This window comes from Candidatus Pelagibacter sp. HIMB1509 (genome assembly GCF_052047855.1).
Lineage (GTDB): Bacteria > Pseudomonadota > Alphaproteobacteria > Pelagibacterales > Pelagibacteraceae > Pelagibacter.
In genome coordinates this window covers 727,900-740,923 of record NZ_JBNAIU010000001.1, presented here as the reverse complement: position 1 = coordinate 740,923, position 13,024 = coordinate 727,900, and the positions used below count along the sequence as shown (strand labels likewise).

Annotated in this window: 17 protein-coding genes; 6 read left to right on the top strand and 11 right to left on the bottom strand. The window is 28.4% G+C overall.

What is annotated here, in order from left to right; genetic code table 11:
• The first annotated feature begins 111 nt into the window (after positions 1–111).
• Positions 112–915 (top strand): DODA-type extradiol aromatic ring-opening family dioxygenase, encoded by an 804-nt coding sequence (locus tag ACTTBO_RS03845; RefSeq protein ID WP_440656481.1) that lies wholly within the window; start codon positions 112–114, stop codon positions 913–915.
• 15 nt (positions 916–930) lie between these two features.
• Here the strand turns inward: ACTTBO_RS03845 and ACTTBO_RS03840 are convergent, their stop codons facing one another.
• The 3 genes from ACTTBO_RS03840 to ACTTBO_RS03830 form a co-directional block, all read right to left on the bottom strand.
• On the bottom strand, positions 931–1,383 hold the full coding sequence (locus ACTTBO_RS03840; RefSeq protein ID WP_440656480.1) for a hypothetical protein: 453 nt from the start codon (positions 1,381–1,383) through the stop codon (positions 931–933).
• Positions 1,384–1,514: 131 nt separating this feature from the next.
• Positions 1,515–1,733: a DUF6552 family protein gene (locus tag ACTTBO_RS03835; RefSeq protein ID WP_440634976.1), complete on the bottom strand. Its 219-nt coding sequence runs from the start codon at positions 1,731–1,733 to the stop codon at positions 1,515–1,517.
• Between the two features lie 70 nt (positions 1,734–1,803).
• The gene (locus ACTTBO_RS03830) at positions 1,804–2,493 is read right to left on the bottom strand and encodes an ion transporter (protein ID WP_440634977.1); all 690 of its coding nucleotides are present in this window, start codon (positions 2,491–2,493) and stop codon (positions 1,804–1,806) included.
• Positions 2,494–2,564: 71 nt separating this feature from the next.
• On the opposite strand from ACTTBO_RS03830, the gene ACTTBO_RS03825 reads away from it, so the two are divergent.
• Positions 2,565–3,158, top strand: coding sequence for a hypothetical protein (locus ACTTBO_RS03825; protein ID WP_440656479.1), 594 nt, complete (start codon positions 2,565–2,567; stop codon positions 3,156–3,158).
• Here ACTTBO_RS03825 and ACTTBO_RS03820 read toward each other — a convergent pair.
• Entirely contained in the window at positions 3,151–3,762 is a 612-nt protein-coding gene (locus tag ACTTBO_RS03820) for an arylesterase (protein ID WP_440656478.1), read from the bottom strand. The two genes, ACTTBO_RS03825 and ACTTBO_RS03820, sit on opposite strands and share 8 nt — an antisense overlap.
• Here ACTTBO_RS03820 and ACTTBO_RS03815 point away from each other — a divergent pair.
• Both ACTTBO_RS03815 and ACTTBO_RS03810 read left to right on the top strand, forming a co-directional pair.
• Positions 3,761–4,426, top strand: coding sequence for an ABC transporter ATP-binding protein (locus tag ACTTBO_RS03815; protein ID WP_440656477.1), 666 nt, complete (start codon positions 3,761–3,763; stop codon positions 4,424–4,426). The two genes, ACTTBO_RS03820 and ACTTBO_RS03815, sit on opposite strands and share 2 nt — an antisense overlap.
• Complete coding sequence (locus tag ACTTBO_RS03810) at positions 4,410–6,944, top strand: ABC transporter permease (RefSeq protein WP_440656476.1); 2,535 nt, start codon at positions 4,410–4,412, stop codon at positions 6,942–6,944. The genes ACTTBO_RS03815 and ACTTBO_RS03810 overlap by 17 nt, the downstream gene beginning before the upstream one ends.
• Here the strand turns inward: ACTTBO_RS03810 and ACTTBO_RS03805 are convergent, their stop codons facing one another.
• The 7 genes from ACTTBO_RS03805 to ACTTBO_RS03775 are packed head-to-tail and all read right to left on the bottom strand — an operon-like array spanning position 6,945 to position 11,381.
• The gene (locus ACTTBO_RS03805) at positions 6,945–7,358 is read right to left on the bottom strand and encodes a carbonic anhydrase (protein WP_440656475.1); all 414 of its coding nucleotides are present in this window, start codon (positions 7,356–7,358) and stop codon (positions 6,945–6,947) included.
• Positions 7,355–7,924, bottom strand: coding sequence for an SOUL family heme-binding protein (locus tag ACTTBO_RS03800; RefSeq protein WP_440656474.1), 570 nt, complete (start codon positions 7,922–7,924; stop codon positions 7,355–7,357). Before ACTTBO_RS03800 ends, ACTTBO_RS03805 begins: the two co-directional genes overlap by 4 nt.
• A 14-nt stretch (positions 7,925–7,938) precedes the next feature.
• A complete protein-coding gene (locus ACTTBO_RS03795) occupies positions 7,939–8,685 on the bottom strand; it encodes a sulfite exporter TauE/SafE family protein (protein ID WP_440656473.1) in 747 nt (248 codons plus the stop codon).
• Positions 8,686–8,705: 20 nt separating this feature from the next.
• Positions 8,706–9,470: an SDR family NAD(P)-dependent oxidoreductase gene (locus tag ACTTBO_RS03790; RefSeq protein WP_440656472.1), complete on the bottom strand. Its 765-nt coding sequence runs from the start codon at positions 9,468–9,470 to the stop codon at positions 8,706–8,708.
• 47 nt (positions 9,471–9,517) lie between these two features.
• Entirely contained in the window at positions 9,518–9,775 is a 258-nt protein-coding gene (locus ACTTBO_RS03785) for a GNAT family N-acetyltransferase (protein ID WP_440656471.1), read from the bottom strand.
• Between the two features lie 4 nt (positions 9,776–9,779).
• The gene (locus ACTTBO_RS03780; RefSeq protein ID WP_440656470.1) at positions 9,780–9,944 is read right to left on the bottom strand and encodes a hypothetical protein; all 165 of its coding nucleotides are present in this window, start codon (positions 9,942–9,944) and stop codon (positions 9,780–9,782) included.
• A gap of 3 nt (positions 9,945–9,947) precedes the next feature.
• A complete protein-coding gene (locus ACTTBO_RS03775) occupies positions 9,948–11,381 on the bottom strand; it encodes a helix-turn-helix domain-containing protein (protein ID WP_440656469.1) in 1,434 nt (477 codons plus the stop codon).
• A 111-nt stretch (positions 11,382–11,492) separates the two neighbouring features.
• Between ACTTBO_RS03775 and ACTTBO_RS03770 the strand changes: the two genes are divergently transcribed.
• Together ACTTBO_RS03770 and aceA are read left to right on the top strand one after the other, a co-directional pair.
• Complete coding sequence (locus ACTTBO_RS03770; RefSeq protein WP_262589431.1) at positions 11,493–11,654, top strand: hypothetical protein; 162 nt, start codon at positions 11,493–11,495, stop codon at positions 11,652–11,654.
• A 40-nt stretch (positions 11,655–11,694) separates the two neighbouring features.
• On the top strand, positions 11,695–12,969 hold the full coding sequence (gene aceA / locus ACTTBO_RS03765) for an isocitrate lyase (RefSeq protein ID WP_440656468.1): 1,275 nt from the start codon (positions 11,695–11,697) through the stop codon (positions 12,967–12,969).
• The last annotated feature ends 55 nt before the right edge of the window (positions 12,970–13,024 follow it).

The window sequence follows — 13,024 nt, the reverse complement described above, 5'->3', positions numbered from 1 at the left end:
ACAATTTAGAAAAATTGTTTATTTTTATAAAATTTATATTTAATAAATAAACTTTAAAGTTGTAATTATTATATTGGTCCAATTAATATTTAAAAAATTAAATTTTTAAACATGGAATTAAATGGGAAAACTATATTTATACCACATGGAGGTGGGCCGCTACCGATCTTAGGACACCAAGGTCATAAACAATTAATTAATTTTTTTAAAAGTTTAAGTAAAAATTTAATCAAACCATCTTTAATAATTCTTATTTCAGCACATTGGGAAGAAGAGATAGTTGCCATTACAAGTTCTGATAATCCTAAATTAATCTATGATTATTATGGATTTCCTGACAAATCTTACAACATCGAATATCCTGCGCCTGGAAATAAAGAGTATTCGATTAAAATTAAAAATGTTTTAGAAAAACACAATATCAAAGCCAAACTAGATGAGGAGAGAGGATTTGATCATGGAATGTTTATCCCACTTAAATTAATTTTTCCTGATGCATCAATTCCCTGTGTGCAAATTTCTTTACTTAAAAGTTTAGATCCTAAAAAACATATTGAAATAGGAAAAGCTTTAAAAAAATTAGAAAATGAAAATATTCTATTTATAGGATCAGGAATGTCTTTTCATAATTTGAAAGTTTTTTTATCAAATACAGAAATTGATAAGTTCACAGAAAAAAAAATAATAGATTTTGACAATTGGCTTGTAAAAACTTGTACAGATAACAATCTTGATGAAAATGAAAGAGAGCAAAAAATCTTAAATTGGGAAAAAGCTCCCTTTGCAAGATTTTGTCACCCTAGAGAAGAACATTTATTACCATTGCACGTTTGTGCTGGAATAGGATCATCTAAAGCAAAATTAATTTATAATGATGAAATAATGTCTGCGAAGTGTAGTGCTTTTCTTTGGTGAACTAATTATTAACTACTAAGTATTTTGATTACTTTTTTTACAACTATAAAAAGAAATATCCTTTTCTTTCTCTTCTAGTTTAATGTTTTTAGTAATTTCATGAACAAGCTCGCCTGTTTTAATAGTTAAAACTGCAGATTCTGAATAATTTCTTTCATCATCAAAAGCTTGGATTAATACAATATCTTTATTTGAAATTTTTACCTCAAGTTCAATTTTATCAATAAAATTAGATAAATTCTTTATAATTAATGAATTTGGTGATTTAGATTCGATTAATAATTTACGAATGTCATCTCTCTTAATTTGATCTTTTGTGAATGTTTCAAAATTATGATCTGGGTTTTTTAAAATTACTTTTTCAAATGCACATGTAAGATTTAAATTTGCATCTATAGTAATATTAGTATTTTGTGCATTAGCATAACTAAAGCAAAGGAAACTTAAAACTATAAGTAATTTTTTCATTAAAAAGTCTTACAGCTTTTTTCAGTTGATTACTACATCTACTAATATCGCAAGGTATAAATTTAGTATTGTAAATCCTTAAATAATTTTAAAATAGATCAATTAAAAATATTATTTAATCTTAAACTCTTTCACCCAAATATCATTCCAGCAATATAAATTATCGTCAATACAGCATTTAGAACTATCAAACTGTTCTCTTTCCATAGTATTCCTATCAAGACCCAAATGGCATTAGCAAGGCAGAATAGGTAAATATAAAGTGGGTAAATATTAAAAGCTGATAATAATGCTGCTGATATCACCATCACAGTTCCAGTCCATGCTAAAGGCTGGTATGGTTTACGCATCTTTGCCCTTTAACACATCTTTATCTAGGACTGGATGCCAAAGTATGGAATTAAAGTTCATAAATATAAATTATAATTTTTTCTGATTGATTACTACATCTACTAATATTGCAATCAACAAATTAAGCATTGTAATTCCACATATAATTATAAAGCTGAAAAAATAAATCCAAGCCCACCAATAAACATCTTGTAATGGTAACATTACTTGTTCCCAACTAGATAGAGTTAAAACTTGGAACAATGTGATCATGGCAACACCAACATCGCTCCATCTTTCAGGAATATCTGTGCTAAATAAAATTGAGCCTATAGTTGCGTATATATATAGAATGATGAACAATAATAATCCAACGTAAAACACTCTTTTGACCGAAGTAAGCAGTGCTTCAATGATTTTTTTTAATTCTGGAACAACTGAAATAATTCTCAATACTCTAAATACTCTTAATAATCTTAAAAGTAAGAAGCTAGAATTATTAGGAATTGGAATTAATGAAATTAAGACAATTAAAGTATCAAATACATTCCACCCACTTTTAAAAAACTGTAGTTTTTTAGGTTCCCCTATAAACCTAATTATAATTTCGATAACAAAAAATATAGTAATTGAATAATCTAAATAATTGATTGCTTGTCTGGTAAGATCACTTAATTCATAAGTGTTAACCCCAATTGTAATTGCATTTAAAATAATAATTGAAATAACAACAAATTGAAAAATTCTGCTTTCTTTTAAATTGTATAAAAAATTATTCATTAAATATTGATATAAACCATTTGTTGAATTTGTCACATTTAATGATTAATAATAAATTTTAAATACCAATCATGGTCAAAAAATTTATCCAATTCTTTTTTATATCTTTCTTACTTCTTTCAAGTTCAAATTTACTAGCAGCTAGTAATGATGAATATAAAAAAAATCATGAAAAGATGATGAAAAAACATGGTCATGGACATGGGAAATATGGTCATGATGAAGTTAATATGCCAGGACTTCAAGGTAAAGATACAACAGATATTGAAGTTAGTGATCTTAAAAATATTTTCCAAAACCATAAAGAAATAAAAAGAACTGTTACCAATATTCCTAATGGTATTAAAACTGAAACATATTCTGAAGACGAAAATGTAAGACAATCAATTGTTAACCATGTTTCAATGATGATCACAAGAATCCAAGAAGGAAAAAATCCTGAAGTTATTATTCAATCACCTACATTAGATGTTTTATTTAGATATCATGATAAAATTGAAACTGAAATTGAATTAACAGATACAGGAATTAGTGTTTTACAAACTTCAGAAGATCCAAAGGTAGTTGAACTTCTACAAAAACATGCTGCAGAAATAAATGACATGGTTGAAAGAGGAATGCGTGCGGTGCACGAAAGAATGATGTCCTCTAAAAAAACTAATTAATTGTTTTTTCTATAAATTTTTTAAGAGTTTTACTAATTACAATGGTACCTTCTTTATTTGGGTGAATTCCATCTTGCTGATTTAAACTTGGATCAAGTGCAACTCCTTCAAGTAAAAATGGGATAAGTGGTAAATTATATTTTTTTGATAGTTTTGGATAGATTGCATCAAATTCTTTTTTGTATTCAGCACCATGTGTTGTTGGAGCAACCATACCTGCAATAATAATTTTGATTTTTTTATTATTTGCTATCTTTATGATTTCTTCTAAATTTTTCTCAGTTTCTTCTGGTTTTATTCCTCTCAACATATCATTGGCGCCTAAACCTAAAATGATTAAGTCAATACCAGGTTCCGATAAACTCCATTCAGCAATATTTAATCCTCCTGAAGATGTGCTTCCAGAAACACTGCCGTTAATTATCTTTATATTTAAACCATCTTTTTTAAAATTATCTTCTAATACTACAGATAAATGATGTTCTTTAGGTAAACCATATCCAGCCATCAAACTATCGCCAAATAAGACAACCTTTTCTATTGCGAAAGCGTTTATGTGCACTAGAAAGATTACCAAAATTTTTATAAATAAACTTTTATTCATGAGTGATCTTCTTAAATTAAAAAAAATAAATCTCAAATACCAAACTGGTAAAGAAAGTATCAGTGTTTTAAAGAATATTGATCTAACCATTAAGAAAAAAGAGACAGTTTCTGTCGTAGGTGAAAGTGGATCTGGTAAAACTAGTTTAATAATGTTGGTTGGAGGACTAGAAAAACCAACCTCAGGTAAAATTATTTTTCAAGATCAAGAAATAACAGGTTTAAATGAAGATGAGGTTTCAGAGATTAGAAAGAAGAATATTGGAATTATATTTCAATCTTTCTATTTAATTCCAAACTACACAGCAGTTGAAAACGTTGCTTTAACATTAGAATTAAATAATTTTAAAAATCCTGAGAGTGAGGCAAAAAATTTATTAGATAGATTTGGTTTAAAGCACCGATTTAATAATTTACCTAGTCAGTTATCTGGTGGTGAACAGCAAAGAGTTGCGATTGCAAGAGCTATAGCAATGAAGCCTGAATTAATCTTAGCTGATGAACCTACAGGAAACTTGGACACTGAAAACTCATTAATGATTTCGGATATTCTATTTAAATATGTAAAAGAGGAAGGATCCTCCCTAATCATGGTAACGCACGATCCAAAACTTGCAAACAAAGCAAAAAGAAAAATCAAAATAAAAGATGGAAAAATTAAATAATCGATCTGAATTTAGTTTGATTTTTAAATATGCTTTAAAGGATTTAAGCAGAAACTATCACAAAATCTCAAGTATTATTGTTACTCTATTTATCAGTCTCTTTATATTAAGTGCTATTTTTACTATTGAAGATAGTCTTAAAAAAGAACTAAACGATAATGCTAAAGCTTTATTGGGTGGTGATTTAGAAATTGATTACAATCGTAACCAAGGAAATCTCGATCTAGTTAATCAGGTAAAAGAATTTGCAACTGTATCTCAAATGATTGAGTTCAGTACAATGCTTTCAACAACTGGAAGAGAAAAAAATAAATCTTTATTTACTAGAATTAAAACAGTTGATGAAAAATACCCGTTATATGGCGAAGTAGTATTTGAACCCAAAGGTGCATATGAGCGAATGCAAAAGGAACCAAACACTATTTTAATTAACGAAAGTCTATCAAAAACACTAAATATTAAACTTAATGAACAAGTTAAAGTTCAAGACCAAAACTTTACAGTTATTGGAATTATAAAATCAGTACCAGATGTAAGTGGATTTGTTGCTTTTGGTGATTGGGCACTCGCAGGAAAGCAAACATTAGAGATATTAAAACTAAATGGGATTGGAAGCTTTTTAAACTACGAATATAAAGTAAAATTTAATGAAGGAGATAACTCTGAAGAATTAGAACAAAGAATTGAAAATATCTTTAAAGATGATCAAAAAGTAAAACTTCGTTATCCTGAAAATTCAGCAAGTGGAATAAAGAGAATAATCAACAATTTTTCACAATTTTTATCTCTTGTTTCAATAAGTGCGATGTTGATTGCTGGTATTGGAATAGCAAACACTCTCCTTTCTTTTATTAACCAAAACAACATGTCAATTGCAGTTAGAAAAGCAGTTGGATTTTACTCGGGAAATATAAAGACACTTTATTATCTTCAATTACTAATTTTATTATTTGTAATTACTGTTGTTTCTTATGGCTCTAGTTTTTTAATAGTCCCTATCGCTGACAAATACTTATCAGATGGACTTGGATTAAATGTTTATCCAGTATTTTCTATAGTTAATTTTATTAAAATATTTTTAGTAGGTTTATTGGTGCTTGTAATATTTTCTATCCCAACAATAAGTTCAATTGACCAAGTAAAAGCCTCTAATTTATTTAGAAATGTTTTTCAAAACTTACAATTTTATTATTCAAAAAAATCTGTTATTTTAAGTTTTATTTTGCTCTCTATTTTAGTTTTGTTATTTACAGTTGGCTCCGAACAACCAACTTACAGTCTAGGGTATTTTGCTGCATTTTTTGTGTGTTTGATTGTGTTTTTCTTTCTTTCAAGAATAATTATATTTTTTCTCAAAAAATTTAAATCAAGCTCCAATATCTCATTGAAGGTATCAATTAAGAATATCACTCAAACTAAAAGTATCACTCCAATTACTATTATGTCTTTAGGGTTGGGAGTTACTTTACTTTTAACGTTGGCGTTAGTTGGAACAAATTTTCAAAGAGAAATTGCTAAATCAATTCCTGATATTGCACCTGATTATTTCTTTGTAGGAATTCAAAAAGGAGAGCGTGAAAAGTTTGAGCAAGGAATATTAAAAATGGATCCAAATGCAGACATTGAAGTTGTTCCAATGGTTTCATCTGGCATTACGAAAATTAATGGCATTAATCCAAATACTTATATTAAACCTGATAATGATAGTTATTGGGTAATTGGAAGTGAGAGAAGATCTTCATGGGTGGAAAATGTTCCTGAAGATAATCCATTAGTTGCTGGAAAATGGTGGGATTTAAATAAACCTAATCAACTTCAAATATCTTTAGATGCTAAAGTTGCAAGAGATTTTAACATTCAATTAGGAGATATTTTTACTTTAAATATATATGGAAGAGAAATAGATGGTGAAGTAGTTAACTTTAGAGAAGTTGATTATCGAGATTTAAGTATAAACTTTGCAATGCTATTTAATCCTCAATTCGCTCAAAATATTCCTCATGAATATTTAGCAACAGCAAAATTTAATTCTGATAAATTTGATGAAACTGAAATGCTAGAAGTTATGCCTAGCTTATCCATGATTAAAATTGCTGATTATCTTACAAAAGTAACAGCTGTGCTAAATAAAGTATTCATTGCAGTTACTTTAATATCAGCTGTAACAATTGTAATTGGTTTAATTGTTATTTCGAGTGCAATTATGGTTCAAGGTAAAGTTAAAGAGTATCAAAACTTAGTATTTAAAATTCTAGGCTTTTCAAAAAAAGAGATAATTCTGTCATCATTAATAGAATTCATCATTATATTTAAATCAGTCATACTGATTGCAATATTCTTTGCGGTAATTGGTTCAAAATTTATTATGGAAAATATCTTTGAACTTGTTTGGATGTTTGATTTTAAAGTTTTAATTTACTTAGGTTTTTCAATTGGATTTGTAACATTGATATTGATTATGTTAACAAACTTAAAATACCTAAATCCAAAAGTTTACCCTTTGATTAGAAATCAATAATTAAAATTTCGTAATTTTACTATCTAGTGCAATTACATTTAATTCCACTTTTAGTTTTGGAAATCTTTTTTTAATTTCTTTTTTAAGTTTATTAAAAGAGTCTTGGTGTATTTTTTTTTCATTTGCAGGCGTAAATTCTTTTTTTCCATTAGCAATTTTAGCAGCACCACAATCTTTGTGATTAATAACAATAAGCTTTTCTATTTTATGGAGCTGAATTGAAGTAGCAAGATTATCATAAAAAGTATTATGCCATTTTTTAAATTTATTATGCGTGATACCTACCGCAGCACCTGCAATTGTAAAAGCACTGTATTTACCAGTTAGTTTTTTTTTCTTTAAATGATTATGAACTAAATGTTGAAATCTTGGGTCCATACAAGATAACACCATTGCTTTAAATTTTGATTTCATGAATTAAACTCCACTTTATACATTGCCTCATTCCTTCTATTCATTGGAAGGGTAAAAGGACTATCATATGTAGCTCTAATAGGTGGACTTATAATTGAAATATTATTTTTGTTTAACTCTTTTTCTAGGATATCTTTGTGTTTTATGAAATTTCCATCTGAGGCTCTGCCTGAATATCTAAGTACAGCATAATATCCTCCTTCAATATTTACTATTCTTACATCATCTCTACTTGGATTAGGCACATTATCTGAATTAAACTTTGAAGGTAAATAAAACTGCATAGTCATATTGCCATTTTTTTCTACTTGAGTAACAGGAGTAGTCATTGCTATCTTTTCCTGAGTATCGTTTCTTCCTGAAATGTAATTAAATAATTTTCTAAAATTACTATCTATTCCTGCTCTAGAGGTTTCAACAGCTAAACGATCTGAATACTTTCTAATCTCATAGATTTCATTTTTATCAACCACCTCATACTTTGCTTCTTCATTAGCCATTAGTAAAGAATAAGGTAATAGAATTAAACTACAACAAATAAGAGTTATTAGTTTATATTTTTTCATTTAATAAGCTTATTTTATAATAAAAAATCATAAAGTAATTTAGTGCTAGTTATTAAAATTAAACTATACAAAATATTATAGAATAATTTTTCTTCTATTATCTTTAGCAATTTATAGCCAACTAAAATACCCAATAAGGCAACTGGAAATAAAATAAGAGATTGCTTAAATGTCTCTAAATTGGTCATTGATAGATTTATATACAATGGAAGCTTGATTAAATTTACAAATGTAAAAAATATTATACGTGTTCCAACATAAATTTCTTTTTTCATTCTAAGTGGAAGCATATAAATACTTGTAGGTGTTCCCCCTGCGTGAACGCAAAAACTAGTAAATCCAGCTATTGTTGAACAAATACTTCCTTTTAATGTATTTTTTGGCGATTTTTCTTCCTTATTTTTTTTAAAAAAAAAGTAGTGTCCTGCGAAAAGAAAACCCATAAGGCCAACAATAAATTTTAACAAAGCTTCTGAAAAATACGAAAATGTTAATGACCCTATTATTATTCCTAAACCAGCAAAAGGAACCATTAACTTTAAAGTACTTAAATCAAATTCTTTTCTGTATTTATAAGTAGCTATAAAATCAGAGAAAATTAAAATTGGTAAAATAATTCCTAAGGCTTGAGTTAATGGCATTGCCACTGTCATTAACGGAATTGAAATTAAAGCAATAGATCCTCCTAAACCAGATTTTGCAATACCAAATAAAAGAATTGCAGGAAAAACCGTAAAGAAAAATAATAGATTTATTTCCATTAATGATTTTAGTTAATTGATTATGTCCAACCGCCGTCTACAACGATATCTTGTGAAGTAATCATCTTGCTATCATCAGACGCTAAAAATAATGCAGCATTTGCTATATCTTCGGGTAAAACTTTATCTGGTAAACACTGGCCCTCTTTAATTTTTTTTTCACCTTCTTCATCAAGATGAACTTCAATTTGTTTTTTAGTCATTGTCCATCCTGGCACAAGTGTGTTTACTCTTATCCTATTTTTACCAAATCGTTTTGCCAGCCCGTGTGTTAATCCATGTAAAGATGATTTGAAAACTCCATAAAGAATTGTCTTTTCATTTTTTCTCATCCATCCAATAGATCCAACATTGATAACTGACCCACCGCCAAGCTTAATCATACTTTTAATTACTGCTTTAGCTGTAAACACATGGGGTCTTAAATTAGTTTGATATTCCCAATCAAAATACTCATGAGTAGTATCTAAAAATTCATGTCGTTCATCATTTGCAGCATTATTCAAAAGTACACCGATGTCACCAATAGATTTGATAACTTCTTCAATAACTGCTTCTAAAGAATTTAAATCTTTAATATCGCACTTATAAAATTTAGGAATAAAACTACATCCCTTTAAACTTTCAATTAATTCTTTTGATGCTTCTTCATTTCTTCCAACAAAAGCAACTTTAGATCCTTGTTTTGCAAATTCTTCTACTAAAGTTGCACCAATTCCTGTTGAGCCACCTAATACAAAAACGACCTTATCCTTCAGTGATGTGTAAGAAGTTTTTAAATTCATAATAAATTAATATTGATGAAGGTTATTTACATCAATCTTTAATGATTTTATATGATTTTAAATAATTTTTTACCTAATGGACTGATTGGATCTTGAGGAATAGGCTTTTTGCCAGTTTTATCTTTAACAAGATTTAGTAGTTTTTTAGCAATTCCTTTTTTTCTAAATATTGGATTTACAAAAATATATTCAACTTCTGCTTTTTCATTAAATCTTACAAACCCTAATGTGGTATTTTGATTTTTATACGTAAATACACCATCCGCCTCATCTAATTGATAATTAGAAATATCAAAATCATTCATAATATTAGTAATTTAAAAGCAAAAGTATGATTGCTATTGCAGCAACTATAGAACTAACAACTATATAATTAAGCTTAATATTGAACTTTTTCTCAACAAAATCAGTAATTTTTTCCCAAAATAATACAATTAAGAAAACAATGATAGCTGGAATTATATATTTAATCATAGTTTAAGATTTGTTGTCACTGACATAAACTGAAACACCTCTTGTATTTAAGTCAACATCGAATTTTTTATGTAGTGGTGGAAATGCTCTTTGTGAACAATCTAATCTGTCACAGGTTCTACATGAAACACCAATTGGTATTTCTGTAGATTTATCATTAATATTAACATTTTCAGTGTAAACAAAATCTTTTGCGTATTTCGCATCACATCCAAGGCCAATAGAAAGAACACTTTTTGCTTGTCCAAATCTACCTATTCCTTTTTCAACAGTTCTTGCAATACAAACATATTTTTCACCATTATTCATTTTACTTACTGCAGCTTGAATCACACCAGGTCTTGTAAAGGCAGAATAAACATTCCATCTTGGACATGCTCCACCATATCTTGGAATATCAATTCCAGACAAAGAAAATCTTTTTGAAATATTTCCAGCCATATCAACTCTTAAAAAATGAAAAGGAATACCTGGGAGTTTTGGATCTTGTAAACATGTAACCCTATGAGCTACTTGTTCAAATGAAGTTGCAAAAGTATTTTGTAATAACTCTAAATCATATTTCAATTTTTTACATTCAGAGTGAAATAATTTGTATGGCATTAAAATTGCAGCACCACAATAATTTAGTAATGCAACTTTTGTAAGTTTTTTAGATTCTTCTGAAGGGAAGCTAAATTTAGATAAATAATTATCAATTTCTTTATTGGCTCCTTCTTGAGCTATTTGAGCTGCTGCATGTAATTTTTTTGTCTCGAGAGAACTATAATCACTTAATAAAAGTTCTTTTTTATTTTTATTATAGATTTTTGAAAAAGGTTTATTTTCATCAGGTATTACGTCTTTAACTGTTATTGAATATTCTGAATTTAAATATTCACACAAAGCAATATATCTTGTTCGATTATTTTTTTGAATTTTATCAAAAACTTTATTTGCAAATTCTTCTAATTTTGGAAAATAATTTTTATGCTCTTGAAGAAAATCTGAAATGACTTCACCTGGAAAGGAATTTTTTCTATTATCAACAATTTTACCTGAAATTTTTTCTATTTTATTTATTAATTCATGATCCTTTTTTTTAAGAATATCTCCTAATCTTACAATTGCTTTGCCAATCTTTGGATTGGTACTAACTAGATCTTTTACCTCTGGTCCTAAAATATCTAAATCTTCAAACAAACTATCATCTAAAATTTCAGAAATGGTATTTTGAAGATTAATATCTGTCTTAGATGTAAGATCAGATAATTGAATATTTAATTTTTCACAAACATTTAAAAGTAAATCACCATCTATTTTTCTTTTACCACTTTCAATTAAGTTTAAATAACTAGGAGAAATGCTTAAATCTTCAGCTAATTTGTTTGCTTGCAGCCCAAGTTGTCTTCTAAAAGCTCTTATTTTTGGCCCTATTTTAAGATCTATTTGACTCATTTTACTATTTGTAAATTTTGTAAATTTATTTTTACAATATTTTTTCGCTATTTACAAAGCTTTTTAACGTTTTTTATAGATTTTGTAAATTTTGTAAAATATATGACTCGTATGGATAAAAACTTAAAAAACACAGAAAATGAAGCTCAAATCATCAAAAAAGAGGATTTAGATCACCATCATAATAAAGGAATTTACATGAGAGATGATCATTGTGATTGGGGTTCAAGTGGAATGAGTGAACTAATCGACGCTTTAAACGATAGTAACTAATTCAACTTTTTCAATTTTCTTCAACAAAGGATTATAAACAATGAGTGCTGAAAAAATCTCTTTCGAGTTAAAAAGGTTCGCAGGTATCAAACGAGACTACACCGATGAAGAAGTGGAGAGATTAAGAGGTTCAATTAAAATTGAGTACTCACTTTGCAAAAATCAATCAGAAAAACTTTGGCAATTATTAAATACTGAAGCTTATGTTAATACTCTTGGTTCTTTGTCAGGTAACCAAGCTGTTCAACATGCAAAAGCTGGATTAAAAGCAATATATCTAAGTGGTTGGCAAGTTGCAGCAGATGCAAATACTGCAGGAGAAATGTATCCAGATCAATCTTTATACCCTTATGATAGTGCTCCTAAGTTAGTTGAATCTATGAACAACTCTTTAATTAGAGCAGATCAAATTCAACATATGGAAATGCAAGATGGTGATATGAAACCTGAGGAAAAAGTTGATTATATGCTTCCAATTATAGCTGATGGTGAAGCAGGTTTTGGTGGACCATTAAATGTATTTGAATTAACTAAAAAATTTATAAGAGCTGGTGCTGCAGGTGTTCACTTTGAAGACCAATTAGCTAGTGAAAAGAAATGTGGTCATATGGGTGGAAAAGTTCTTGTTCCAACTGGTACAATGGTCAAGAACTTAAAAGCTGCAAGATTAGCTGCTGATATTGCAGAAGTTCCTTTAATTATATTAGCAAGAACTGATGCTAATGCAGCAAAACTTATTACAAATGATTTTGATGAAAATGATAAATCATTTTTAACTGGTGAAAGATCTCCAGAAGGATTTCATTATGTTAAAGATGGAATTGAACAAGCTATCTCTAGAGGTTTGGCTTATGCGCCGTATGCTGATTTAATTTGGTGTGAAACAGCTACTCCTAATTTAGCTGAAGCCAAAAGATTTGCAGATGCAATTCATGAGAAATTTCCTGGAAAACTATTAGCTTACAATTGTTCTCCATCATTCAATTGGAAAAAACATTTAAGTGATGACGAGATTGCTTCATTCCAACAAGAAATTGCTAAAATAGGTTACAAATTCCAGTTCATTACTCTTGCTGGGTTTCATACTCAAAACATTGCAATTTTTGAACTTGCTGAGAAATATAGAAAAGAAGGTATGGCTGCATATTCTAGGATTCAACAACAAGAATTTGCTAGAGAAAAAGATGGCTATACTAGCGTTAAACACCAACGAGAGGTTGGTACATCTTATTTTGATGCAGTATCAAATACTATTAGTAGCGGCCAAAGCTCGACAACAGCAATGGCTGGATCTACTGAATCTGAACAGTTTTAAAAAAAATACTTTCCCTCTCCATTTTTTTTAGTAGCCCTTAATTGTTAGGGCTATT